Genomic DNA, 26,175 nt, shown 5'->3' with positions numbered 1-26,175 from the left:
AAAATATGGCAGACAAAACTCTCAATGAAATAAGAAATACTTTCCTAAAGTATTTTGAAAAGAACGATCACCAGATTGTAGAATCTAGTAATTTAGTTCCAAATAATGACCCTACATTAATGTTTGCTAACTCTGGAATGGTTCAGTTTAAGAACGTGTTCACAGGTTTGGAGAAAAGAGATTATGTTAGAGCAACTACTTCACAAAAATGTGTAAGAGCAGGTGGAAAACATAATGATTTAGAAAATGTTGGTTATACACCTCGCCACCACACTTTCTTTGAGATGTTAGGAAACTTTTCATTTGGAGATTATTTTAAAGAACAAGCAATTGATTATGCATGGAATTTAATCACTAAAGATTTTGGAATAGATAAAAATAGACTTTATGTAACGGTCTTCCATGAGGACGATGAAGCCTTTAATTTTTGGAAGAAAATAGCAGGTTTTAGCGATGATAGAATTATTAGAATAGCAACTTCAGATAACTTTTGGTCCATGGGTGAAACAGGACCATGTGGACCTTGTTCAGAAATATTTTTCGATCATGGTGATCATTTACATGGAGGATTGCCTGGTACCAAAGATGAAGACGGAGATAGATTTATCGAAATATGGAACTTGGTCTTTATGCAATTTGAACAAGTTACAAAAGACAAAAGAATAAATCTTCCAAAACCCTCTGTTGATACTGGAATGGGTTTAGAAAGAATTGCTGCATTATTGCAAGGTACTCATGATAATTATGAGACGGACCACTTTAAAAAAATAATTAATTCAGCCTCAGATATAATTAAAATTAAATCTGATAAATCTAATCTATCTAGCTTTAGAGTTATTGCTGATCATTTAAGAGCAAGTTCATTTTTAATTGCTGAAGGAGTATTACCATCTAATGAAGGAAGAGGGTATGTGCTTCGAAGAATTATGAGAAGAGGGATGAGGCACTCTCATTTGTTAGGAGCTAAGGATCCAGTATTTTCAAAATTGTTTGATACATTGTTAAACGAAATGTCAGGAAATTATCCTGAACTTAAAAGAGCAGAGTCTTTAATTAAAGAAACTTTAAAGATGGAAGAAGAAAAATTTTTAGTTCTTTTAGATAGAGGAATTAAAATTTTAAATGATGAAATTTCTAAAATAGACAAAGTTTTACCAGGTGATATTGCCTTTAAACTTTATGAAACTTATGGTTTCCCAATTGATCTTACAGAAGATATTTTAAAATCAAAATCTTTAGAATTTGATAAAGAAAGATTTGGTGAGCTGATGAGAGAAAGTATTGAGCTTGCTAGAAAAAATTGGAAAGGATCTGGAGATAGTGCGGTTGAGCAAGTTTGGTATGGAGTTAAAGAAAAACATGGAGCTACAGAATTTTTAGGATATGAAAATGATCAAGCACAAGGAGTAATAAAATCACTTCTTAAAAATCATAAAGAAGTTGATACTTTAAATGAAGGTGACGAAGGTATTATTGTTGTTAATCAAACCCCTTTTTATGCAGAGTCTGGAGGTCAAGTAGGCGACACAGGATTGATCTCTAAAGATGAATTTGAATTTGAAGTAACTGATGTTCAAAAAAAACTAGGAGATTTATTTGTTCATTATGGAAAAGTGAAAAAAGGATCAATAAAGCTTGAGCAAGATGTTGAAATGAAAATCAATATTGAAAAAAGAAATGATACAAGAGCTTATCATTCAGCAACTCATTTATTACACGAGTCTCTAAGACGAGTTTTAGGTCCGCACGTTACTCAAAAAGGATCTCTAGTTGAGCCAGAAAGATTAAGATTTGATTTTAGTCATATGAAACCAATTTCAGATGATGAGATGGTAAAAATAGAAAGTCATGTAAATGACATGATTTCTAAACAATCTGATGTAACCACAAGAATTATGACACCGAAAGAGGCAGTTGATAATGGAGCGTTAGCTCTATTTGGTGAGAAATATGGAGATGAAGTAAGAGTATTATCAATGGGAGATGAGGGAGAAAAATACTTTTCAACTGAGCTATGTGGTGGAACTCATGTAAAAAACACCGGTGATATTGGTAAATTTAAAATTATTAGCCAATCTTCAATTGCTGCAGGTGTTAGAAGAGTAGAGGCTTTAAGAGATAAGCAACTAGAGGATTACCTTAAAAATAAAGAGAAAATGTTAAATTTATCATCTGAAAAAGATGATGAACAAATTAACGAATTGAGTAAGCAAATTTCAGAATTTGGTGGAAAGCCTAATTTAGATGAAAGTGATAAAAAAGTTTTAATCAAAAATTTAAATAAACAATTAGAAACTTTATCAGTTAATTCAATATTACAAGATCAATCCAAAAATAAAGTTAATGATCTAGATGTCAATGGAGTGAAAGTAAGATTTCAAAATGTTGAAGATCTTCCGCCTAAAGAATTAAGAAAACTTGTAGACAAAGGTAAAAAAGAATTAGGTGAAGGTATTGTAATTGTTTTTGCAAGCAAAGATGAAAAAGTTGGCATTGCTGTAGGTGTCACAGAAAAACTAACCGAAAAATTTGATGCAGTACAATTTGTAAAAGCAGGTTCAGAAGTAATCGGAGGCAAAGGAGGCGGTGGAAGAAAAGACTTTGCTCAAGCTGGTGGTCAAAACCAATCCAAAATCAATGATGCTTTTGAAAAAATAAAATCTTTAATTTAATTTTTTCTTAAGATTACCATCAATTTCATCTAAAAACTGATTAGTAGTTAAAAATTTACTGTTCGGTCCAACAAGAATTGCTAAATCTTTTGTCATAGATCCATTTTCAACACACTCAATACATACAGCCTCTAATGTTTGAGCAAATTTAATTAATTCTTGATTATTGTCTAATTTTCCTCTGTGAGCCAATCCTCTTGTCCATGCAAATATAGATGCAATAGGATTTGTAGAAGTCTCTTTTCCTTGTTGATGCATTCTATAGTGTCTAGTAACAGTTCCATGAGCAGCCTCAGCTTCCATCACTTTTCCATCAGGAGTTAACAGAGTACTTGTCATTAATCCTAATGATCCATAACCCTGAGCCATAGTATCGGACTGGACATCACCATCATAATTTTTGCAAGCCCAGATATATTTTCCACTCCATTTCATTGCACATGCAACCATGTCATCAATTAATCTGTGTTCATAAGTTAATTTATGTTTTTCAAATTCTTCTTTGTATTCGTTGTCAAAAACTTCTTGGAAAATATCTTTAAATCTTCCGTCGTATTGTTTTAAAATTGTATTTTTTGTAGACATATAGACTGGCCACTTTTTAATTAATCCATAGCTAAAGCATGATCTTGCAAAGTCTTGAATAGATTTATCTAAATTATACATTGATAGTGCTACACCAGGACCAGTGAAATTAAATACCTCATATTTTATTTCATCTTTTCCATCTTCTGATGTCCACTTAACTTCCATTTTACCTTTACCAGGTACTTTAAAATCAGTTGCTCTATATTGATCACCAAAAGCATGTCTTCCAATGATCACAGGATCTGTCCACGAAGGAACCAACTTTGGAATATTTTTACAAATAATTGGTTCTCTGAAAACTGTTCCTCCAATAATGTTTCTTATTGTTCCATTTGGAGATCTCCACATTTTTTTTAAATCAAATTCTTCTACTCTTGCTTCGTCTGGTGTGATTGTTGCGCATTTAATTCCAACACCAATTTTTTTGATAGCATTTGCTGAGTCTATTGTGATCTGGTCATCTGTATTATCTCTGCTTTTCATTCCAAGATCGTAATATTCGATGCCAAGATCTATATATGGAAGAATTAATTTGTTTTTAATAAACTCCCAGATAATTCGAGTCATTTCATCGCCATCTAACTCTACAACTGGGTTATTTACCTTGATTTTGCTCATTAAATTAAATTTATCTTATTAATTGAATTTGATTGGTTTATATACATATTAATCGAAAATTAGCAAATAGAAGAATATGTTTACCAAGATATTTCCAAAGATACACACTGAAGGTTACAAGTTTATTGTAATCGCAGGTTTCATCACAATCATCTTGTTATTAGTGAATGGATTTTTAGGATTAATTGGATTGCTCTTAACAATATGGGTTTATTATTTCTTTAGAGATCCTGAAAGAATAATCATAGGAGATGATAATTATCTAGTAAGTCCAGCAGACGGAGAGATAATTAAAGTTGAAGAGGTAGATGGACCAAAAGAATTAAATTTAGAAAACAAGAAATTTAAAAAGATTAGTATTTTCATGAACGTATTTGATTGTCATGTAAATAGAACTCCTTGTTCGGGAAAAGTTGAAGATATTTTATACAAGCCAGGAAAATTTTTAAATGCTTCATTGGATAAAGCGAGCGAAGACAATGAGAGGAATTATTATAAATTAAAAGATAATCATGGAAATGATATCGTAATAGTTCAAATAGCAGGTTTGGTTGCTAGAAGAATTGTTTGTGAGACCAATAAGGATCAAACTCTTAACCAAGGAGATCGAATTGGCATGATAAGATTTGGAAGTAGAGCAGACGTATATTATGAAAATTATGAACCGTTGGTTAAAATTGGTCAGACTGCGATATCAGGTGAAACTCTATTAGCCAAAAGATAGATATGCAACAACCCAAAAAAAATTTTAAAATAGTTCCTGAAAAAAGGAGTGCAAGAGTAATTTTACCCAACATGCTTACACTTATAGGTGTTTGTATTGGTCTAACTTCTATAAGATTTGCTTTAGATGGAAGATATGAGTTTGCAATCATTGCAATAATTATTGCAGCAGTCATTGATGGATTGGATGGAAGAATAGCAAGATTAATCAAAGGCACTTCAAAAGTAGGGAAAGAACTAGACTCCTTAACAGACATGATAAGCTTTGGAGTTGCTCCTGCATTTATAATGTATTTTTGGAAATTAAATGAACTTGGAAGGTTTGGTTGGTTAGTCTGTTTAATTTACGTAATTTGTGTTGCGCTAAGACTGGCTCGTTTCAATGTGAATACAGGAGGCGAACCATCTTGGAGAGATAATTTTTTTGAAGGTGTTCCTTCTCCAGCTGGTGGAATTTTAGTATTAACACCACTGATATTTAGTATGTCTAGTATTGAATTATTTAAAATAGATTATGCGATTATTGTGCCAATTTTCTTTATCGTCACCTCTTTTTTATTGATTAGTAAGTTTCCAAGTTATTCATTTAAAAAAATTGTGATACAAAGAAAAGCAACAATATTCTTATTATTTGGAATTGTCTTATTCTTTGGATTATTGTTAATTTATCCTTTTAATGTAATTTCATTAAGTGCTTTAATTTATCTAACTATGCTCCCAATAAGCTTTTTTCATTATCAAAAACTTAAAAAACAAAACGAAGGTCAGAATTATGACGATGAAGATGACGATCTCGAAGATGTATTGTAATGAAAAAAAATACCATTGTTTCTTTAGCAGACTCTAATTATTTCCCTTTATTGGATGAATTAATAGACTCCATCAAACAGTTCGAGGCGAGCAAAGATACTGCAATATGTATTTTGGATGCCGGATTATCAGAAGAACAAAAAAATAAATTGTTATCTAAAGTAGATGAAATTAAATCTGCAGAGTGGGATATTAAAGTTCCAGAAAACAAAATTAAAGGAAGAGAGTGGTTAAAAAGTCAAGTTTCAAGGGCATTTCTCCCAAAATATTTTCCTAATTATGAAAAATTTTTGTGGATTGATTGTGATGCTTGGGTCAATGATTGGCAAACAGTAGAATTATATTTTAAAGCATGTGATGACAATAAATTGGGAATAACCCAAACTATTGGACCAGGTTATAAAATTACCTCAAAAGTAAATTGGGTTTTTGGAAAACTCGCAGTAATTAAATCTCAAAATTTTAAACATGCAGTAAAATCTAAAATTAATTTGGACAAAGCTAGGAAATTAGCTTTTGCACCTCATATAAATATAGGTGTTTTTTCTTTAGAAAAAAATTCTAAATCTTGGGAAATTTGGCAAAATAATCTTAGAGAAACTTTAAAAGGTGGAGATATTTTTGGCTCTGAACAACTTGCAATGAACATTTCGGTTTATCATGATAATATTGAAACTGAATTTTTACCTTTAAATTGTAACTGGATAACAAGCAATCTTTTACCAAAATTTGATCAGGTAAATAATACATTTGTTGAACCTTATTTGCCCAATTACAAAATTGGAATAATGCACCTTGCCGCTGGCATTTGGAAAAACAATCAAGATATGAGAGTAAATAAAGATATTAAAATAGAAATCCAAACTCTTGATGGCAAGATATTAAATAAAAGCTTAAGATTTGAAAATTAATTGAAAAAAAATAAAATTTCAAAAAATTGGGTCAACAAACAGCGAAGAGATACATACGTTAGACAATCAAAAGTTGATGGTTATAGAGCAAGATCTGCCTACAAACTTATAGAGATTGACGAAAAATTTAAAATTTTTAAAGGTGGATTAACTGTTATTGATATTGGAGCTGCTCCTGGAAGCTGGTCCCAATATGCAAATAAAGTATCTAAGAATGGGAAATTAATTTCAATTGATTTGAAAAAGATGGAGCCAATTGGATCAAGTCTTCAAATACAAGGTGATTTCACTGAAGAAGGAGTTCGGCAAGAGATAAAAAAAAATACAACCACTAAAGTAGATGTTGTGATGTCAGACATGGCTGTAAATACCACAGGAATTAAAAATATTGATTCAATTCAAACAGGAGAGCTTTGTAAAGAAGCAATGGTATTTGCAAAAGATTTATTAAATGAAAATGGTTACTTTGTTTCTAAAATCTTTATGGGCGGAACTTTCAACGAAATAGTCGCAGAAGGTAAAAAATATTTTAAAGAAGTTAAGGTTTTTAAACCTAAATCGAGTAGAAAAGATTCAAAAGAAAGTTTTATAATTTGTAAAAAACTTAGATAGAGACTTTAAAATTAAAAGGAATCGTATATAAAAGATCATGGTTCCTATAAAAGAAGCACTCACCTTTGACGATGTTACGTTAGCCCCAAAGTACTCGGAGATATTACCATCTGAAGTAAATACATCTGTAAATTTAACGAAAAATTTAAAACTTAAAATCCCACTTTTATCTTCTGCAATGGACACTGTTACAGAAAGCAATATGGCAATAGCAATTGGTAAAGCTGGAGGAATTGGAGTTATTCACAGAAATTTAGATATCCAAAAACAAATATTAGAAATTAAAAAAGTAAAAAAACAAAAATTATTAGTTGGTGCAGCTGTTGGAGCATCAATTGCTGAATTTGATAGAGCAAAAGCCATTCTTAAAGAAGGTGTAGATTTAATTGTAGTAGATACTGCCCACGGCCATACCAAAAAAGTGGGAGAAATAGTTAAATTTATAAAAAAAATTAAAGATAAGAATATCGCTTTATGTGCTGGAAATATTGCTACACCTGAAGCAGCAAAATTTTTAATTAATTTAGGGGTGGATATTATTAAAGTTGGTATTGGACCAGGATCAATCTGCACAACAAGGTTAGTTGCTGGAATTGGTGTTCCACAATTAAGTGCAATCTTATCTGTAAGAAACGGACTTAAAAATAAAAATGTAAAAATAATTTCTGATGGTGGAATTAAATATTCAGGAGATTTGGCAAAAGCTTTTGCAGCTGGGGCAGACGCTGTAATGATAGGTTCTTTATTTGCAGGAACAGATGAAACACCTGGTAAATTAATTAAGAAAAATGGAAAATTATTTAAAAGCTTTAGAGGGATGGGATCAGTAGGTGCAATGAACAAAGGTTCAGCTGATAGATATTTTCAAACTAAACAAAAAGATACATCTAAGTATGTACCAGAAGGAGTAGAGGGATTTGTGAAATACAAGGGAGATGTTGGTAGCATTATTTTTAAATTAATTGGTGGCCTTAAATCATCTATGGGTTATCTTGGTTCAAAAGAAATTGTGAAATTGAGAAATAAACCACAATTTGTTAAAATTACTAAAGCTGGATTTTATGAAAGTATGGTTCATAATGTAGATGTAATCAAAAATGATAGTAAATATTAATGAATAAAATTTTGAAATTTATTTTACCGGTTGTTTTAATTGTTTTGTTTCAGTCTAATTCTTTTTCAAAGGAAAATTTTTTTAATGAAGCAATTAAATTGTATGAAAAAGAAAAATATGAGGATGCGAGATTTTTATTTGAGAGAAATATTGTATTTAATCCAAAGGATGCAAATTCATATTTGTATTTAGCAAAAATTTATAATCACGAGGAAGATCAAAGAAAAGAAGAATACAACTTAGAAACCACTTTATTAATTGATCCTCAAAATGAAGAAGCTATTTTAATGCTAATGAAAATTGCACTTGAAAAATCTAATTACGATAAAGTTAAAGAATTATCTGAAACATTTGTTCAAGTATGTAATTCATTATGTGATGAAAATAATGAAATTTTAGAGTCTTTAAAAAATCTAGAACCAAGTAATGAGTCTTGATAACAGTCTTAACAAAATCTTAATTGTAGATTTTGGTTCACAATTTACTCAATTAATAGCAAGGAGAATTAGAGAGCTTGGAGTTTTCTCTGATATTGTAAGTCATAAAAAAATTAAACTTAATCAAATTAATCAAAGCGTAAAAGGTATAATTTTATCAGGAGGTCCTCTGAATGTTTATCAAATTAATAAATATTCATTTGACAAAAAAATTTTGGAACTGAATATTCCTGTTCTTGGTATTTGTTTTGGCCATCAAATATTATCTAAACTTAATGGTGGAAAAGTAAAACAATCAAAGCACCGTGAATTTGGTTTGGCAAATGTAATTAAAAAAAATAAAAGTCTCTTAACTAATAATTTTTTTGGTACAAAAAAATCTAAAGTGGTCTGGATGAGCCATGCCGATCAAGTATCCAAACTACCTAAAAATTTTAAAGTAATTGCTTCAAGCTCAAATTCAAAATTTGCAATTGTAGAAAATAAAATCAAAAATTATTATGGTGTCCAGTTTCATCCAGAGGTAACTCATACAGAAAACGGAAAAAAACTGATTAGCAATTTTATTTTTCTTATTTGTAAAATTAAGAAAAATTGGTCATCAAAAGATCAAAAGGTACAATTAATTAAAGATGTAAAGTCTCAAGTTGGAGATAATAAAGTTATTTGCGCGTTATCAGGTGGCGTAGATAGTAGTGTGGTTGCTCAATTATTGAATAAAGCAATAGGTAAAAAACTGTATTGTATTTTTGTAAACACTGGATTGCTTAGAAAAAACGAAGAAGTTCAGGTTGTTCAAACTTTTAAAAAAAGATTAAAAATGAATTTAATCTACGTGAATGCTGAAAAGGAATTTTTAAGTAAATTAAAAAATGTTTCCGATCCAGAGAGAAAAAGAAAAATAATAGGAAATCTATTCATCAAAATTTTTGAAAGGTATGCGAAGAAAATAAAAAATGTAAAATTTTTGGCACAAGGGACTTTGTACCCTGATTTAATTGAAAGTAAGTCTGTGACAGGAAGCCAAACTTCCAAAATAAAATCTCATCATAATGTAGGTGGTTTACCTAAAAAAATGAATTTAAAGTTAGTAGAGCCATTAAAATTTCTATTTAAAGATGAAGTTAGAAAATTAGGTTTAGAGCTAAATTTAAGTCATCAAATAATTTCACGACATCCATTTCCTGGTCCAGGTCTAGCAATCAGAATGCCCGGTATTATAACAAATGAAAAAATTAAAATTTTAAAAGAGGCTGATCATTATTTTATTCAGGCTTTAAGAGATCATGGGCTTTACCACAAAATTTGGCAAGCATATGCAGCATTACTTCCAGTAAAAACAGTTGGAGTTATGGGTGATAATCGAACATATGAATATTTATGTTTACTAAGAGCAATTACCTCTGAAGATGGAATGACTGCAGATTTTTATGAGTTTAAAAAATCTTTTATGCAAACTATTTCTAACAAAATTGTTAATAGCATAAGAGGCATTAACAGAGTGGTTTATGATATTACCTCTAAACCACCTAGTACTATTGAATTAGAGTAAATGTTTAAAAAAACTCTCTTTTTTTTTTATGAAAATTGGAAAATTTACACATCTTTAGTTTTTATAATAATCACATTTCTCTCTTTGTATCCTTTAAAAGAACAACCTAGCATTCCTGGAAGTGATAAAATTCATCATTTGATTGCATATTCAGCACTTGCAATTGGTGTTGGATTAAGAAGACCTTCGAATTATGTTTTGATAATAATTTTGTTTTCTTTTTATAGTGGTTTGATTGAAATAATTCAGCCTTATGTAAATAGATTTAGAGAACTAGAGGATTTTATATTTAACAATTTAGGTATTCTAATAGGTTTAACTTTGGGAATAGTTATCAACAAAATAATTAATAAAAATAAACTTTTGAATTAGAGTATTTTTCATCTATAAGCTTAATTAATGAAATATTTACACACAATGATCCGAATTAAAAATGTAGATGAGTCTTTAAGATTCTTCTGCGAAGGTCTAGGTTTAAAAGAAACAAGAAGAATGGAAAATGAAAAAGGAAGATTCACTTTAATTTTTCTTGCAGCTCCTAACGATGAAAAGGCAGAAATTGAGTTAACCTATAATTGGGATGGAGATGAGCTAGGCGAAGGTTCTAGAAATTTTGGTCACCTTGCATATAGAGTAGATAACATTTACGAGACATGTCAAAGATTAATGGACATGGGTTATACTATAAATAGACCACCAAGAGATGGTCATATGGCATTTGTTAGATCACCTGACAAAATTTCAATAGAAATTCTACAAGAAGGAAACTTAGAGCCTAAAGAGCCTTGGTCTTCAATGGAAAATACCGGCTCCTGGTAAGTCGATGAATAAAAAGATTTCAGATTTTATTAAGAAAAAAAATAAAACTAAATTAGTAACCTTAACTGCTTACTCTAAAAATACTGCTTCAGTTTTAGACAATTATTGTGATCTAATTTTAGTGGGAGATTCGCTTGGATCAGTTTTATATAATTATAAGTCTACTAGAGAAGTAACTTTGAATACAATGATCGAACATTCCAAGAGTGTTCGTATGGGTATTAAAAAAAGTTTAATGATTGTTGATATGCCTCATAATACTTATCGTAATCCTAAAGAGGCATTGAAAAACGCAAAATTAATTATGAAAAAAACTAAATGTGATGGGGTAAAATTAGAAGGAGGAAAGAAAATTATAAATACTATTAAAATCTTAGTTAAAAATAATATACCTGTAATGGGTCATATAGGAGTTTTACCTCAGTCAGATAAAACATTTAGATTTAAAGGTAAGAAACAAAGTGAAAAAGAAAACATTATAAGAGATGCAAAGTTAATTGAAGAAGCTGGTGCATTTTGTATGGTTTTAGAGTGTGTTCAAACATCATTAGCAAAACAAGTAACTAAAAGTGTTACTATTCCAACAATTGGAATAGGAGCATCTAATAATTGCGATGGTCAAATTTTAGTTTTTGATGATTTGATAGGTTTAAATCCAATTAAATTTAGATTTGTTAAGAAATATACAAATATAAAGAAAGAAATATCAAAAGCAGTTTCTAAATACGCTAATGAGGTTAAAGAAAGAAAATTCCCCACAAAAAAACACTCTTTTAATTAAAAGTATTTTTTAAATTCCTCGTTAATATTTAATATCTCAAGATCTACCAACCCACCAATAATTAATTGTAGACCAACAACTAAAATAAATATTAAACCAATATAAGCTATCCAAATATGTTTTTGAATATAATTAGCCATATAAGTTGCTAATGCACCTGTAAGGACAACCGATAGCACAAGACCAAAAATCATATAGCCAAAATATCCTTGTGCTGCAGCAACAACACCAATTACATTATCAAAACTAATCATCAGATCAGCAAACAGCACTTTACCTATACTATTTATATATGATGGTTGTTTTGTTTTTTTAACTGAAGGTTTTATGTTTTTAATATCAACGAGGTCTTTTCTTAAATCATTAACTATCCATACCAACAATAACCCACCTAAAATTTTTATAAAATAAAATTCAAATAAAAAAGTAGCAAAGATTGCAAAAAAGATTTTAAATACAAATGCTCCAATTACTCCCCATAAGATAATTTGCTTTCTATTTTTGGGTACAAAATTTGATGCAATAGAACCAACTATCACAGCATTATCTGCTGTTAAGATAATAGTGATAAAAATAATTTGGGTTAGAATTATGAGCTCTTCAATCAAGATGTCTAATTATTATTTCAATTTAAGAAGATTGCAATCAAAAGAATAAAAAAAGGCGGTCAAAAAATTTGACCGCCTTAATAATTGTATTTTTATTAAATTATCTTTCAGACCAAGTAGGCATAGGATATTTTAACTCACAAGCTGCTAATTCAAATGGATATACTGTACAGTATTTTCCATTTTGAACTTGCATTAAAATACCTCTAGTCTTTTCGTTTTGACCATCTGCACCAAATTTAATTCCTCTGTAAGGAACAATTAAAGACTCAGATGACATATCTAGATTTACTAGAGCTTGTCTGATTTTCTCAGGATCTGTTGATCCAGCATTATTAATTGCATTAGCTAAAGCCATAAAACCTGTAAATGCTCTTGCAGGTACATCTGATAAATCTCTTCCACCAGAGTGTGTTTTAAACAAGTCATTTACAGTTCCAATCATAGGAATAGTTTTTGCTAAGTCAGTGTTAAAAGGTGATCTTGTAATTACACCTTCTGCTTTGCTTCCCATTGTGTCTATGAATTTAGGATCTGTATAACCAGCGTTTTGAGCAACTAAAAGTTTAGGATTATAATCAAGTTCTTTTGCAGTATTTAAAAACAAATACGCATCAGCTGTATAAGATGAAGGCAATAAAACATCTGGGTTTTTTGCTTTCAATCTTTGTACTTCAGAACTTAAAGTTGTTGTTTTAGCTTTGTAGCTAATTTTCTCTATAACATCATAACCTTGTTCTTTAGCCATTTTGTCTTGAGTTCCACCACTGTCAGCACCCCACAATGTATCTTCATGAATAATACCTAGTGTCTTTAACTTATTACTATTTTTTTTGTTAAAGTCGTTCATGAATTCAAACATAAGCTGAGTAAACTCACCATCGTGTGGAGTAACTCTGAAGAAGTATTTAAATCCTCTTGTTGTTAATTTTGGAGAAGTAGACTCACCGTTTACCCAAGGTATTCCTGCTCTCTCAGATACTTGACTAGCAGCACCAGTTACTGATGAGTAGTAAGCTCCAAACATTGCATGAACTTTATCAGAATTTAACATTTTCTCAGTCTCACCAACACCGATATCTGGTTTTCCACCATGGTCTCCAACAACGATAGATATTTTACCGCCGCCCAATCCTTTTAATCCGGCATCTTTTGCAAGTGGCATACCTGGAATGTTGTGACTGTTATTGATAATATCCAAAGCTGTTTTAACTGCTGCAACAGCATCTTTACCTACCTGCGCAACAGGTCCTGTAAGTGGATAAAGTACTCCAATTTTTACATCTTCTGCGTAACTAATTGCTGGCGCAGATACTAATGAAAAAAAAGTAAATACTGTAAGAATTAATTTTCTCATTTTTTTCCCTCTTGTTTAATTTTTAAATATCTAACTTAATACTATTCAATTAATCAATTCAATGATTTAGTTTTTTTATTTTATCTATGCTTAAGAAGTATTTGTTTAATATATACATTCTTTATATATACTTTAATAATAAACCAAATGACTTCTGAAATTATAATTCAAGCTATAGTCACAGGCTTAATGATGGGATTAATCTATGCATTAATCGCAGCAGGCTTAAGTTTAATTTTTGGATTAATGGAAATTGTAAACTTTGCTCATGGAGAGCATTTGATGTTGTCTATGTTTTCATCATTTTGGCTTTGGTCTTTATTTGGTTTAGATCCACTGTTTTCAATTCCAATTACTATACTTTTGTTGGCATTTTGTGGAATTGTTACTCATTATTTTTTAATTCGATACATTTTAAAAGCAAAAATGCTTATCCAAATTTGTGCAACATTTGGATTATCTATTTTTATTAGATCGATCGCTCAATTATTATGGACACCAGACTTTAGAAACGTTGATGAGCCTTTACTAGAGGGACGTATTGAAATTGGATCTGTGTTTATTGGTCAACCTCAATTATATGCAAGTCTTGTTTGTTTGTTTGCATTTTTTGGTTTGTATTGGTTTGTAACAAAAACAGAAACTGGATTAGCTCTTCAAGCAACAGCACAAGATAGACACGCTGCTGAAATTTTAGGAATCCCATCAAATAAAATGTTTGCAATTGGTTGGGCGATTGGCCTTGGTTGTGTAGGAGTAGCGGGTGGAATGATGGCAAATTATTTTTTTATTTTTACTGATGTTGGTATTAATTTTGCACTATTTGCTTTTGTTGCTGTAGCTCTAGGAGGTTTTGGAAGTATTATTGGGTGTTTATATGCTGGTATAATTATCGGATTAGTAGAATCTTTAGGTGGATTGCTGATCGATCCATCATTTAAACTTTTATATGTATTTGCAATTTATCTTTTAGTTGTAATTTATAAGCCTCAAGGTCTGTTTGGTAGGTATTAATGGATAGTAAGTTAGCAATTGCGAAATCAGAACCGATTTGGAATACAAACAATAGAGTGATATCAATTATTGCTGGCTTAATTATACTTTTGTTTGCACTCCCACTTTTTGGGATGAATTCATTTTATTTGCATTTGTTTATTATGATTTTTATGCATGCAGTTATGGCTCAGTCTTGGAATGTAATTGCAGGTTTTTCTGGTCAAATTAGTTTAGGTCATGGAGCATTTTTTGGAATAGGTGCCTATGCAACTTCATTTTTTTATATGGAGTACGGAATAACACCATGGATCAGTATATTTTTTGGCATGTTTGTTTCAGCAATTTTTGCAGTCTTAATTGGCATACCAATGCTGAGATTAAGTGGTCACTACTTTGCAATTGCCACTTTATTAATTGGAATAAGTTTCCAAGTAGTTTTTCAAAGATGGGATTTAGTAGGAGCTGCATCAGGATTATGGGTCACAATGACACCAGAAGACTCATGGTCTGCATTGCAGTTTCACAGCAGTAAAGCTCCCTATTATTACGTTTTTTTAATATTCTTTTTAATCACATTCTTTTTAGTATGGTTGTTGAGTAGATCAAAACTTGGTTACAGATTAAGAGCAGTTAGAGACGATCCACAAGCAGCATTAAGTTTGTGTATCAATGTTTCAAATTATAAAATTATAGCTTATGTGATTTCAGCAATGATTATGGCTCCGATGGGTAGTTTATTTGCTCAATATATTTTAATTATTGATCCAGATAGAGTTTTTAATATTGAGATATCAATTATAGTTTTATTAATCACAGTACTAGGTGGAATAGGAAATGTTTGGGGTCCAATTATAGGAGCTGCAATACTTGTACCAATTTCAGAATATTCAAGAATTTATTTAGGGGGCACAGGTGGCGCTGTTGACTTAATTTTTTATGGTTTGATTTTAATGATTATTTGTATTTTTAGACCAAGTGGTCTGATCTCATTTGTTCCTAAAGATATTTTAGAAAGAAAAAAACAACGATGAAAATATTAACTGTCGAAAATCTAAGTAAATCTTTTGGTGGAATTCATGCAAATAGAGATATTTCTTTTGACGTTGAAGAAGGGTCAATTTTAGGAGTGATAGGACCTAATGGTGCTGGTAAATCTACTTTATTTGATTTGATTACTGGTTTTACAAAACCAGACACTGGAAAAGTTAAATTTTTTGATAAAAATATTTTTGGAATTAGCCCTGATAAAATTAGCAATCTTGGAGTAGGTAGAACTTTTCAAAAACTAAAACCATTTGCAGACCAAACATTACTTGAAAATGTTATGATAGGAGCATTTGTTAAAGAAAAAGATATCAAGAGAGCAAGAGATAGAGCCTTAGAGATCATTGATTTTGTAGATTTGATTGAAAAAAGACATCACTTTGCAAAAGAGTTATCAACTGGACAGAGAAAAAGATTAGAAATGGCTAGAGCTATGGCTATTGATCCCAAATTACTTTTGATGGACGAAGTAACAGGCGGTGTAGACCAAAAGACTATTCCTGGACTTGTAGAACTTGTTAAAAAATTAAAAAAGACAGGTGTAACGATTATCACTATAGAACATAATATTAATATTATTATGGAAATTTCGGATAATGTTCTTGCGTTAGATCAAGGAAAACGAATTGCATTTGGAGAACCAAAAGAAATTCAAAACAACAAACAAGTAATAGATGCTTACCTAGGAACATTTGATGCTGCTTGATGTAAAAAATATTGATGTTTTGTATGATGATTTTCAAGTTATCTGGGATGTTTCTATTAATGTAAATAAAGCTGAAATGGTTGCACTTTTAGGACCAAACGGGTCTGGTAAAAGTACAGTGTTAAACACTATAAGTAATTTAGTTGAGCATAAAAAAGGATCTATTACTTTTGACAATACCTTAATTTCAAATATTCCAACTTACAAAAGAACTGAATTAGGAATTTCACATGTACTTGAAAGAAGAAGGGTATTTCCTCATCTTACTGTTAAACAAAATCTTTTACTGGGTGCTTGGCATCCTAAGGCAAAAGAAGAGTTAACAAATTCATTAAACAAAGTTTATAAAATATTTCCAAAGTTAGAAACTAGATCAGATCAGTTAGCAAAAACAATGTCTGGTGGTGAACAACAAATGTTAGCTATAGCTAGAGGTATGATGGGTTTACCTAAACTTTTGATGGTGGATGAACCTTTTTTAGGTCTATCACCAATAGTTATGAAAGATTTAATTAAGATATTTAAAAATATAGTTGCAGAAGGGATATCAATTTTATTTGTAGAACAAAACGTAAGACTTGCATTAAGTATGGCAGATAGAGGGTATGTTTTAGAAAGTGGAAGATTAGTTATCGATGGTAAATCTGAAGATTTAATTGATAATGAAAAAGTTACTAAAGTTTTTTTAGGAAATTAATTAAAAAGCAGCAAGATCGTTATTTAGTTTATCAGTAATAAGCATTTTACCTGGACTATGAGTAATACAAAAATCAGGTTTTGAATTTTCTAAAACAGATTGAGGAGTAACACCACATGCCCAAAATACAGGAATTTCATTATTCTTTATTGTTCTAGGGGGATCACCATATTCAGGTTTCATTATATCTTTAATTCCAATTTCATCTGGATTACCAACATGTACTGGTGCACCATGCACAGCTGGAAATCTGGAACTAATTTGAATTGATCTAATTGTATCCTTTGAACTTAAGGGTCTCATGGATACAACTAGTTTTCCTGAAAATTGTCCAGCAGGTTCACAATCTATTGAAGTTTTGTACATTGGAACAATAGTATTGTTTTCTATGTGTTGAATTGGAATACCGGCTTCAATTAAAGGCAGCTCAAAAGACATTGAACATCCTAGAACAAAAGTTGTTAAATCTTCATTCCAATATTTTTTAATATCATATGGCTCATCAACTAATTTTCCTTTTTCCCATACTCTATATTGGGGAACATCAGTTCTAATATCAATATCACCAAGATCTTTTAATGAAGGATCTCCTTTAGTACCAAATCCAATTAATGGACAAGGTTTTGGATTTTTTTGACAGAAAGAAGCAAAGTCCATTGCATATTTGCTTGGTAAGATACAAAGATTTCCTTGAACATACTTGTTAGCAGCACCTGCAGTTTGCTTTTTGTAATTATTTTCTCTTATAACTTTTCTTGCCTCTAATGGATTTTGAATATCTAGCATTAAATTAGTATTTAGATTTCTTTGTTCCTTCTATTATTTCTTTTAACTCGTTGTATTCTTCACAGTTACAAGTTTCCAATACTTTAAGTCTTTCTTTAGCTAAATCCATTCTATTTGTGGCAACATATAATTCACCTAGATACTCATTTATTCCAATATGGTCTGGTTTGATTGCTAGACCTTGAAGATAATATTTTTCTCCATTTTCAAAATCACCAAGTTTTCTTGTTGTAAAACCAAGATAGTTAAGCGTATCTGCTTGATTTGGTTTTTTGTCGTTTGATTTTAAAAGGAGTTTTTGAGCTTTTTCATATCTTTTTTTAGCTTTTTCCAATTTACCTTTTTTTTCAAACTTTTTTGCAAATTTAATTGCTTGAACAGCTTTTTGATAATCAGATTTTATTTTTATTGTTTTTTTAGAATCATTAGAACTATTAGAGCTTGAACCAGCTGAAAAAGTGTTTGTAGAAAATAAAACTAAAATTAATGTAATTATTATCTTTTTTATCATTATAAAAATTTCTCCATTTTACTTAAAGGTTTCAAATTAAGTCCATTTTCAATCAAATTTTCTCTAATTGATACTGCAGTAGCAAGTGAACTTTCATTATCACCATGTATGCACACAGAGTCTATTTCACAAGGTATTTGCTTTCCGCTGTGACAATTCAGTGCCTGATTTTTTACCATACTCAATACATGTTTTTTAGCTTCTTCAGGGTCAGTAATTAATGCATGTGATTTTTTTCTAGAAACTAAATTTCCATCATCTTCATAGGTTCTATCTGCAAAAATTTCACAGGCAATTTTCATATCTAATTTTTTAGCTGCTTGTTCCATTTTAGATCCAGTAGGTACTAAATAAATCAAATCTTTACTTATTTCATTGATCGCTTTTGCTAAAGTAGTCGCTAAATCAATATCCTCACACGCCATATTGTTTAATGCTCCATGTGGTTTTATATGAGTAACATTTTCTCCATGATCTTGAGCAATCTTTTGTAAAATTTCATATTGATCAATAATTAATTTTCTAACTTCTTCAGGTGCAAGGTCCATTCTTTGTCTTCCAAAATTTTCTGGGTCATTGAATGATGGATGAGCGCCAATACTTACACCGTTTTTTTTCGATATTTGAACTACTTGGTTCATGGATTCTTCATCACCGGCATGAAATCCACATGCAACGTTAGCAGAATTTACTATATCGAGTAAATCTGGATCATATTTATTTGAATGGTGTTTTGATTTTTCACCTAAATCACAATTTATATTAATTTCCATAGTTCTAATTGTTGAAGTATAACATGCCATGATAAAAAATATATCAAATCTTGGTGACGCAGCTGTTTATTGCGATTTTGGTACAGAGGTAAATAAATCAGTTAACTCTGAAGTAATAAAATATTTTAAAGCTTTAAAAAAAGAAAACGTTGAAAGTATAAATAATCTTACTCCTTCTTATAATAAATTAATAGTTTCTTATGACCTTAGAAAAACAAACTTTAAAGAAGTTAAAAAATTAATTGAAAATTTAAACGTTAATGAAACTCAAGATAACAATAGTAACAAAATAGAAATTCCAGTTTGTTGTGATGATCAATTTTCTCTAGATATTAAAAGATTAGAAGAAAAATTAAATATCAAGCGAGATAAAATTTTAGAAAATTTTTTTAGTAAGGAATATTTTTGTTACATGACAGGATTTATAGCTGGTATGCCATTTTTAGGTGATTTGGATGAAAACATGAGAGTACCAAGATTAGAAACACCAAGAGTAAAAGTCCCAAAAGGATCAGTTGCTTTAACCGAACAATTTGCAAATATTTATACATTTGAAAGCCCTGGTGGATGGAACATACTTGGTAATACACCTGTAGATGTTTTTGATAATTCAAAAGAGGAAGAGCCAAATTTAATAAATCCTGGCGATATAGTAGTTTTTAAACAAATAAATCTTGAAAAATATAATAATTACAATGAAAAATAATTTCGAAATTATAAGAGCTGGAGTGAACACAACCTTTCAAGACCAAGGAAGAAATAATTTGTATCATATAGGAATTCCATTTAGTGGAGCGATGGATAATAGAAATTATAGTTTAGCTAATAAGCTGGCAGGTAATAAATTAAATTCACCAGTGATAGAATTTGCATATCAAGGACCACATTTAAAATATTCCGGAGATAAAATTAATATTGCAGTTACAGGTGATGTGGTTTTTAAAATTATTAAAAGTGGTATAGAAATTGATGGCAAATGTTATGAGAGTTATCAAATTGAAAGTGGAGATGAAATTAACCTAATCTCAACAAATAAATCAGTTTATGGATATTTAGCAGCTGGTGCAGAATTAGATTTAAAATTTCAATGGAATAGTTGTTCGATAAATACCAAGGCAAATATTGGATCAAATAATGGAAAAAAATTAGAGAACGGTCAAAAAATAAATATTTTAAATATTAATTCAGACCAAAGTAAAAAAAAGACTAATTATATAAACTCTAAAGTTGAAAATATTAGAGTAATAAAAGGACCAAACTTTGATTATTTTTCAGAGGAAGGAAAAAAGATATTTTTTGAAAAACAATTTTCTGTATCAAAACTTTCAGACAGAATGGGAATGAGGTTAGAGGGTCCAAAAATTGAAAATATTGTAAATACTAATATTAAATCAGAAGGTTTGTTGAAAGGGGTTATCCAGGTACCTGCAGATGGAAACCCAATTATTATGCTTTCAGACCATGGTACTATAGGAGGATATCCAAAAATTGGTGTGGTAGCTAGTGTTGATTATGATCGGTTAGTACAAATATCACCTGGCTCAAAAATCAAATTTAAAGAGATAAATTTATCTGATGCAGAAACTTTGTTTAAATTGTATGAGATGGATACTCAGAACTTACTCACTCAAATATAATGAATATTATTAGAAAACTTCCGGGGCCTTTTTTAATTTTCTTAGGTGCGTGTAGTCTTAGTTTTGGAGGTTTGATTGTAAAATCATTTGAAGGAGCAACTCTTTGGCAAATATTATTTTGGAGAACAGTATTTTTCTTAATTGTTATTAGCTTGTACTTAGCTTTAACCTATAAAAAACAAGTATTTAGATCCTTTTATAATTTAGGGTATCCTGGTTTCTTTGGTGGATTTATTTTATCACTCGGTTTTAGTGGTTATGTATTTGCGATGTATAACACAACAGTTGCTAATGCTAATTTTATTATTCAAACACAAACAATCTTCCTAGCAATATTCGGTTATTTTTTTTTAAAAGAAAAAATTTCAGCAATTACTTTAACCTCAATAATTCTTGCAATTTCAGGAATACTTCTAATGGTTGGAAGTTCTTTATCTCCAGGTCAAATGTCTGGAAATATAGCAGCATTCATAATGCCCATATCATTTGCTACATTAATTTTAGTAGTAAGAAAATATCCAACTGTTGATATGGTTCCAGCCCAATTTGTTGCAGGAGTCTTTGCGCTGTTAATTGGTTATCTAATGTCTGAAAAAATAATGATATCTCCAAATGATATTTTTTTAGGATTTTTAGCTGGATTTTTACAATTAGGATTAGGTTTTATATTTATTACTATCGGAGCTCAACGAACACCATCAGCAATGGTTGGAATCATAATGTTAACAGAAGCAGTGCTAGGTCCTTTTTGGGCGTGGTTGTTTATAAATGAACAACCGCCTTTCATAGTGATAATTGGAGGATCAATAGTTATTTTTGCAGTTTTACTTCAATTTTACAATTTATATACCTCAGAAAAAAAAGCGATCTAATAACATTTGACATTAAACAGTATTTATTAGAATATTTGCTAACGGGAGAGATCACAAACTTTGTGACACCGAAGGAGCAACCGCCCAGGAAACTCTCAGGTAAAAGGACCGTATTATATTAACTCTGGAAAGAGATTGAGTTCTCGCCGAAGGAGTAAAACTCTCAGGCAAAAATACAGATGGGTACGACAGAGTTAGTATGGGAAAAAAAACATCATTAAACAAACTTCATCAAGATAACCACGCTAAATTTGTAGAATTTGCTGGATATGAAATGCCCATACAATACAGCAAAGGAATTGTTGAAGAGCATAAATTCACAAGATCAAATGCAGGTATTTTTGATGTGTCTCATATGGGTCAATTATTTATTGATGGTGGAGAGGATTTAACCGCTGATCTTGAAAAAATTTTCCCGCTTGATTTAAAAAATTTGAAACAAAACTGTTCTAAATATAGTTTTTTAATGAACGATAGTGCTGGAATTCACGATGATTTGATAATCACTAAAATTGAAAAAGGATATTTAATTATTTTAAACGCAGCCTGCAAAGATAATGATTTTAAAATTTTATCAGATTTACTTAAAAGTAAATATGAAATGGTTCTTGATGATCAAAGAGCATTAATTGCAATTCAAGGTCCAAAGTCAGTTGAGATTTTAAACAATACTATAGAGGGTGTTGAAAAGCTTAATTTTATGACTGGGAACTGGTTTGATTATAAAGATCAGAAAGTTTTTGTAACAAGATCTGGTTACACAGGAGAGGATGGTTTTGAAGTATCTATTAATAACGATTTGGCTGAAGGATTTACTCATAATTTGATGGAAAAAGGAGCACAACTTATAGGACTTGGGGCAAGAGATACCTTGAGATTAGAGGCTGGATTGTGCTTATATGGACATGAACTTGATACTGAAAAAACACCAATTGAAGCAAACTTAAAGTGGGCGATTTCTAAAGAGAGAATTTCAAATGGCGGATTTGTTGGTTCTGATAAAATTATGAAAGAAATACAAGAAGGTACCTCTAAAATTAGAATTGGGATTAAACCAGAAGGAAGATTGATTGCTAGAGAAAAAACTAAAATTTTTGATGAGTCAGAAAAACTTATTGGCGAGGTTACCAGCGGAACTTTTGGCCCAAGTGTAAATGGTCCAATAGCAATGGGCTACATAGATAAAGAGTTTTCCAAAGTTGATACAAAAATTTTACTAGAAGTAAGAGGAAAAAAACATCCTGCAAGTGTTTGTGGGTTACCATTTTATAAAAAAAGTTACGTGAAAGGAGTAAACTAATGAGTGAAGTTAAATTTTCAAAAGAGCATGAGTGGATTACAGTAGAGGGCGATGTTGCCACCATTGGAATTACAAAACATGCAACAGAAATGTTGGGAGATATTGTTTTTGCTGAGTTACCTGAAAAAGGTTCAAGCGTTGAAAAAGATGGCACAGCAGGAGTAGTTGAGTCCACTAAAGCTGCAAGTGATGTTTATACTCCAGTAAGTGGTGAAGTAGTAGATACTAACCAAGCTATAGTAGATGATCCTGCAAAAATTAATGAAGACCCTGAGGGATCAGCTTGGTTTTTTAAACTTAAATTAAAAGATAGTTCAGAAATGGATAGCTTAATGAACAAAGAAGAATACGATAAATTTGCAAAGGAGAGTGCTAGCTAATGTTACATAACTCACAAAAAGACTTTTTAAAAAGACACATTGGGCCTTCAGAAGAAGATCAAAATAAAATGCTGAAGGAGCTTAATTATAATTCATTAGACGATTTAATAAAAAGTACAGTTCCGGAAAAGATACAATTGAAAGATGGATTAAATATAGGAGAGTCTAATTCCGAGTATGAAGCATTAAGAAAATTGAAAGCAATTTCAAAAAAAAATCAAATTTATTCAAATTTTATTGGTATGGGTTACTATGGAACTTACACTCCATATGTAATTTTAAGAAATATTCTAGAAAATCCAGGTTGGTATACATCTTATACTCCTTATCAGCCTGAAGTAGCACAAGGAAGATTGGAAATGCTTCTAAACTTCCAACAAATGATAGTTGATTTCACAGGTATGGATATAGCAAACGCATCTTTGCTTGATGAAGGAACAGCAGCTGCAGAAGCTATGGGATTAAGTCATAGGTTAAATAAAAAGGATAGTAATTTAGTTTTTGTATCAGAAAATTGTCATCCACAAACAATTGATGTAATTCAAACTAGAGCAGAGCCAATGGGATTAAAAGTACTTGTTGGTGATGAGGACAAAGTATTAGATCAACTTAAAGAGGATTTAGTTTGTGGAATTCTTCAATATCCTGGAACTTTAGGAGACATCAAAGATCCGAGTGAAGCTATTAGTAAAATCCATAAAAAAAATGGAAAAGCTGTATTAGTTTCTGATTTATTAGCTTTAGCGCTACTTAAAACACCAAGAGAATTAGGCGCTGATATTGCAGTAGGAAGCTCTCAAAGATTTGGAATTCCAATGGGTTATGGTGGACCTCATGCAGCTTTCTTTGCAACTAAAGACGAGTTTAAAAGGTCTATGCCAGGAAGAATTATTGGTGTGTCTGTTGATAGACATGGAAACAAAGCTTACAGATTATCTCTTCAAACAAGAGAACAACACATTAGAAGAGATAAAGCGACAAGTAACATTTGTACTGCTCAAGCATTGTTAGCAATTGTTTCAGCGGCATATGCAATTTACCACGGACCAGATGGAATAAAAATTATTGCAGAACGAGTTTCTCAATTAGCTAAAAATTTTGCAGATAAATTAAAACAATCTGGATATGAAATTTATTCAGATCATTTCTTTGATACAGTTACAATTGTAACAAAAGATAAGACTGATCAGATCTATAAAAATGCTTTAGATCAAAAAGTAAACATTAGAAGAGTAAATTCTGAAATGTTAGCAGTTTCTTTTGATGAAAAGAAAAACGTTTATAGAGTAAATCAATTGTTGAAAATTTTTAATGCAGCCGAGTCTATTAAAAAAGAAGATCCAACAGTAAGTTTACCTAATTTACCAAAAAATTTACTGAGAACCTCTAAATACTTAGAACATCCTGTTTTTAACTCATATCATTCAGAAACAGAGATGCTTAGATATTTAAAAAAATTAGAAGACAAAGATATAGCTCTTAACAGAACTATGATTGCACTTGGTTCATGTACTATGAAATTAAATGCTACTGCAGAAATGATTCCTATTTCATGGAGAGAGTTGGCTGAACCTCATCCGTTTGTACCAGTAGAACAGATGGAAGGGTATAGAGCTTTATTTACTGATCTTAAAAATTGGCTAAGATCAATTACTGGTTTTAGTGGTGTTTCACTTCAACCAAATGCAGGAGCTCAAGGAGAATATGCAGGGTTAATGGTAATTCGAAAATATCATTTGGACAGAGGAGAAGAAAACAGAAATATATGTTTAATTCCAAGCTCAGCACATGGAACAAATCCTGCTAGTGCACAAATGGTTGGAATGAAAGTTGTAGTTGTTGATTGTGACAAAGAAGGAAATGTTGATTTTGAAGATTTGAAGAAAAAAACAGAAGCACATTCTGAAAATCTTGGAGCATTAATGGTTACATATCCGTCTACCCACGGTGTATTTGAAGAAAAAATTACAGACATTTGTGAACTGATACATAAACATGGTGGTCAAGTTTATATGGATGGTGCAAATTTAAATGCACTTGTTGGAATAGCAAGACCTGGAAATTTTGGTCCAGATGTTTGTCATATAAACTTACACAAAACATTCTGTATTCCACATGGTGGTGGAGGACCAGGAATGGGACCAATTGCATGTAAAAGACATTTGCAAGTTTATTTACCTAATCATCCAGTTGTTAAAGATTGTGGACCTGCTACAGGAATAGGAGCAGTTTCAGCTGCACCTTGGGGAAGCTCAAGTATTTTATCAATTTCTTGGATGTATATTAAAATGATGGGTTCTGAAGGTTTAAAACTAGCTACTCAAGTTGCGATATTAAACGCAAATTATATAGCCCATAGACTTAAAGATCATTTCCCAATTTTGTACAAAGGTTCAAATGGCAATGTTGCTCATGAATGTATTATAGATATTCGATCAATTAAGAGTGAGACAGGTATCACTGAGGAAGATATCGCTAAAAGATTGATCGATTATGGTTTCCATGCACCAACAATGTCTTGGCCAGTTGCGGGAACTATGATGATAGAGCCAACAGAGAGTGAGAGTTTATCTGAGCTTGATAGATTTTGTGATACTTTAATTAATATCAAATCTGAAATAGATAAGATCAATTCTGGTGAGTTTGATAAAGTAGACAATCCTATTAAGAACGCTCCTCATACAGATATAGAGCTTGCATCAGATGAATGGGATCATAAATATTCAAGAGAGCAAGCTGCTTATCCTGCTAAGTTCTTGAAAACAAATAAATTTTGGCCACCAGTTGCAAGAGTGGACAATGTTTATGGAGATAAGAATATCTTTTGTACTTGTCCAAGTATGGATGAGTTTAAAGAAGACGCGGCATAAT

The 26,175-nt window shown here is 30.9% G+C and carries 27 protein-coding genes and 1 riboswitch; of the genes, 21 read left to right on the top strand and 6 right to left on the bottom strand.

From position 1 onward, the window contains the following. Window positions 1–5: 5 nt before the first annotated feature. A complete protein-coding gene (alaS, locus tag ACTTAS_RS04835; protein WP_440678529.1) occupies window positions 6–2,672 on the top strand; it encodes an alanine--tRNA ligase in 2,667 nt (888 codons plus the stop codon). Here the strand turns inward: alaS and ACTTAS_RS04830 are convergent. After that, the gene (locus tag ACTTAS_RS04830; RefSeq protein ID WP_440678528.1) at window positions 2,664–3,878 is read right to left on the bottom strand and encodes an NADP-dependent isocitrate dehydrogenase; all 1,215 of its coding nucleotides are present in this window, start codon (window positions 3,876–3,878) and stop codon (window positions 2,664–2,666) included. The genes alaS and ACTTAS_RS04830 overlap by 9 nt on opposite strands. Window positions 3,879–3,954: 76 nt before the next feature. On the opposite strand from ACTTAS_RS04830, the gene ACTTAS_RS04825 reads away from it, so the two are divergent. Genes ACTTAS_RS04825 through panB form a run of 10 tightly spaced genes read left to right on the top strand, consistent with a single transcriptional unit; the run spans window position 3,955 to window position 11,637 of the window. Further along, the gene (locus tag ACTTAS_RS04825; protein ID WP_440678527.1) at window positions 3,955–4,602 is read left to right on the top strand and encodes a phosphatidylserine decarboxylase; all 648 of its coding nucleotides are present in this window, start codon (window positions 3,955–3,957) and stop codon (window positions 4,600–4,602) included. 2 nt (window positions 4,603–4,604) lie between these two features. Next, window positions 4,605–5,411: a CDP-diacylglycerol--serine O-phosphatidyltransferase gene (gene pssA, locus ACTTAS_RS04820; protein WP_262589630.1), complete on the top strand. Its 807-nt coding sequence runs from the start codon at window positions 4,605–4,607 to the stop codon at window positions 5,409–5,411. Next, window positions 5,411–6,322, top strand: a complete 912-nt coding sequence (locus ACTTAS_RS04815; RefSeq protein ID WP_440678526.1) for a glycosyltransferase — start codon at window positions 5,411–5,413, stop codon at window positions 6,320–6,322. Before pssA ends, ACTTAS_RS04815 begins: the two co-directional genes overlap by 1 nt. Further along, window positions 6,323–6,934 carry an RlmE family RNA methyltransferase gene (locus tag ACTTAS_RS04810; RefSeq protein ID WP_440678525.1) on the top strand — a complete coding sequence of 204 codons (612 nt, stop codon included), beginning with the start codon at window positions 6,323–6,325 and terminating at the stop codon, window positions 6,932–6,934. It begins immediately after the preceding gene. A gap of 37 nt (window positions 6,935–6,971) precedes the next feature. Next, complete coding sequence (gene guaB, locus ACTTAS_RS04805; protein ID WP_440678524.1) at window positions 6,972–8,048, top strand: IMP dehydrogenase; 1,077 nt, start codon at window positions 6,972–6,974, stop codon at window positions 8,046–8,048. Then, window positions 8,048–8,485 (top strand): tetratricopeptide repeat protein, encoded by a 438-nt coding sequence (locus tag ACTTAS_RS04800; RefSeq protein WP_440678523.1) that lies wholly within the window; start codon window positions 8,048–8,050, stop codon window positions 8,483–8,485. The genes guaB and ACTTAS_RS04800 overlap by 1 nt, the downstream gene beginning before the upstream one ends. Then, complete coding sequence (gene guaA / locus ACTTAS_RS04795; RefSeq protein ID WP_440678522.1) at window positions 8,475–10,037, top strand: glutamine-hydrolyzing GMP synthase; 1,563 nt, start codon at window positions 8,475–8,477, stop codon at window positions 10,035–10,037. Before ACTTAS_RS04800 ends, guaA begins: the two co-directional genes overlap by 11 nt. Continuing rightward, window positions 10,038–10,409: a VanZ family protein gene (locus ACTTAS_RS04790; protein WP_440678521.1), complete on the top strand. Its 372-nt coding sequence runs from the start codon at window positions 10,038–10,040 to the stop codon at window positions 10,407–10,409. A 27-nt stretch (window positions 10,410–10,436) separates the two neighbouring features. Further along, the gene (locus ACTTAS_RS04785; protein ID WP_440678520.1) at window positions 10,437–10,856 is read left to right on the top strand and encodes a VOC family protein; all 420 of its coding nucleotides are present in this window, start codon (window positions 10,437–10,439) and stop codon (window positions 10,854–10,856) included. Between the two features lie 4 nt (window positions 10,857–10,860). Beyond that, window positions 10,861–11,637 (top strand): 3-methyl-2-oxobutanoate hydroxymethyltransferase, encoded by a 777-nt coding sequence (gene panB / locus ACTTAS_RS04780; protein WP_440678519.1) that lies wholly within the window; start codon window positions 10,861–10,863, stop codon window positions 11,635–11,637. Here panB and ACTTAS_RS04775 read toward each other — a convergent pair. After that, window positions 11,634–12,245, bottom strand: a complete 612-nt coding sequence (locus tag ACTTAS_RS04775) for a YjbE family putative metal transport protein (RefSeq protein WP_262589620.1) — start codon at window positions 12,243–12,245, stop codon at window positions 11,634–11,636. The genes panB and ACTTAS_RS04775 overlap by 4 nt on opposite strands. A gap of 100 nt (window positions 12,246–12,345) precedes the next feature. Then, window positions 12,346–13,602, bottom strand: coding sequence for an ABC transporter substrate-binding protein (locus ACTTAS_RS04770; RefSeq protein ID WP_440651084.1), 1,257 nt, complete (start codon window positions 13,600–13,602; stop codon window positions 12,346–12,348). 147 nt (window positions 13,603–13,749) lie between these two features. Here ACTTAS_RS04770 and ACTTAS_RS04765 point away from each other — a divergent pair, with 147 nt between their 5' ends. Genes ACTTAS_RS04765 through ACTTAS_RS04750 form a run of 4 tightly spaced genes read left to right on the top strand, consistent with a single transcriptional unit; the run spans window position 13,750 to window position 17,045 of the window. Then, window positions 13,750–14,616 carry a branched-chain amino acid ABC transporter permease gene (locus ACTTAS_RS04765; protein ID WP_440678518.1) on the top strand — a complete coding sequence of 289 codons (867 nt, stop codon included), beginning with the start codon at window positions 13,750–13,752 and terminating at the stop codon, window positions 14,614–14,616. Beyond that, window positions 14,616–15,629 (top strand): branched-chain amino acid ABC transporter permease, encoded by a 1,014-nt coding sequence (locus ACTTAS_RS04760; RefSeq protein WP_440678517.1) that lies wholly within the window; start codon window positions 14,616–14,618, stop codon window positions 15,627–15,629. The genes ACTTAS_RS04765 and ACTTAS_RS04760 overlap by 1 nt, the downstream gene beginning before the upstream one ends. Next, window positions 15,626–16,348 (top strand): ABC transporter ATP-binding protein, encoded by a 723-nt coding sequence (locus tag ACTTAS_RS04755; RefSeq protein ID WP_440672476.1) that lies wholly within the window; start codon window positions 15,626–15,628, stop codon window positions 16,346–16,348. Before ACTTAS_RS04760 ends, ACTTAS_RS04755 begins: the two co-directional genes overlap by 4 nt. Next, the gene (locus ACTTAS_RS04750; protein WP_440678516.1) at window positions 16,338–17,045 is read left to right on the top strand and encodes an ABC transporter ATP-binding protein; all 708 of its coding nucleotides are present in this window, start codon (window positions 16,338–16,340) and stop codon (window positions 17,043–17,045) included. The genes ACTTAS_RS04755 and ACTTAS_RS04750 overlap by 11 nt, the downstream gene beginning before the upstream one ends. On the opposite strand, the gene ACTTAS_RS04745 is transcribed toward ACTTAS_RS04750, so the two are convergent. From ACTTAS_RS04745 to ACTTAS_RS04735, 3 genes are read right to left on the bottom strand one after another with little or no spacing between them, the layout of a single operon-like run. After that, complete coding sequence (locus ACTTAS_RS04745; RefSeq protein WP_440678515.1) at window positions 17,046–17,831, bottom strand: putative hydro-lyase; 786 nt, start codon at window positions 17,829–17,831, stop codon at window positions 17,046–17,048. Window positions 17,832–17,835: 4 nt separating this feature from the next. Next, window positions 17,836–18,342, bottom strand: coding sequence for a tetratricopeptide repeat protein (locus tag ACTTAS_RS04740; RefSeq protein ID WP_440678514.1), 507 nt, complete (start codon window positions 18,340–18,342; stop codon window positions 17,836–17,838). After that, window positions 18,342–19,115, bottom strand: coding sequence for a 5-oxoprolinase subunit PxpA (locus ACTTAS_RS04735; RefSeq protein WP_440678990.1), 774 nt, complete (start codon window positions 19,113–19,115; stop codon window positions 18,342–18,344). The genes ACTTAS_RS04740 and ACTTAS_RS04735 overlap by 1 nt, the downstream gene beginning before the upstream one ends. Before the next feature lie 28 nt (window positions 19,116–19,143). Between ACTTAS_RS04735 and ACTTAS_RS04730 the strand changes: the two genes are divergently transcribed. The 6 genes from ACTTAS_RS04730 (at window position 19,144) to gcvP (ending at window position 26,174) form a co-directional block, all read left to right on the top strand. Then, a complete protein-coding gene (locus ACTTAS_RS04730) occupies window positions 19,144–19,821 on the top strand; it encodes an allophanate hydrolase subunit 1 (RefSeq protein WP_440678513.1) in 678 nt (225 codons plus the stop codon). Next, complete coding sequence (locus tag ACTTAS_RS04725) at window positions 19,811–20,752, top strand: biotin-dependent carboxyltransferase family protein (RefSeq protein ID WP_440678512.1); 942 nt, start codon at window positions 19,811–19,813, stop codon at window positions 20,750–20,752. Before ACTTAS_RS04730 ends, ACTTAS_RS04725 begins: the two co-directional genes overlap by 11 nt. Further along, window positions 20,752–21,624, top strand: coding sequence for a DMT family transporter (locus tag ACTTAS_RS04720; protein ID WP_440678511.1), 873 nt, complete (start codon window positions 20,752–20,754; stop codon window positions 21,622–21,624). The genes ACTTAS_RS04725 and ACTTAS_RS04720 overlap by 1 nt, the downstream gene beginning before the upstream one ends. Window positions 21,625–21,655: 31 nt before the next feature. Further along, window positions 21,656–21,745: riboswitch (glycine riboswitch) on the top strand. 78 nt (window positions 21,746–21,823) lie between these two features. Next, window positions 21,824–22,924 carry a glycine cleavage system aminomethyltransferase GcvT gene (gene gcvT, locus ACTTAS_RS04715; RefSeq protein ID WP_440678510.1) on the top strand — a complete coding sequence of 367 codons (1,101 nt, stop codon included), beginning with the start codon at window positions 21,824–21,826 and terminating at the stop codon, window positions 22,922–22,924. After that, complete coding sequence (gcvH, locus tag ACTTAS_RS04710) at window positions 22,924–23,304, top strand: glycine cleavage system protein GcvH (RefSeq protein WP_262589607.1); 381 nt, start codon at window positions 22,924–22,926, stop codon at window positions 23,302–23,304. Before gcvT ends, gcvH begins: the two co-directional genes overlap by 1 nt. Continuing rightward, on the top strand, window positions 23,304–26,174 hold the full coding sequence (gcvP, locus tag ACTTAS_RS04705) for an aminomethyl-transferring glycine dehydrogenase (protein ID WP_440678509.1): 2,871 nt from the start codon (window positions 23,304–23,306) through the stop codon (window positions 26,172–26,174). The genes gcvH and gcvP overlap by 1 nt, the downstream gene beginning before the upstream one ends. Window position 26,175 lies beyond the last annotated feature (1 nt).

This window comes from Candidatus Pelagibacter sp. HIMB1611 (assembly GCF_052047715.1).
In the GTDB taxonomy this organism is placed as follows: Bacteria; Pseudomonadota; Alphaproteobacteria; order Pelagibacterales; family Pelagibacteraceae; genus Pelagibacter.
Note: the sequence above shows the minus strand (reverse complement) of the source record. Positions and strands in the feature narration are given on the sequence as shown.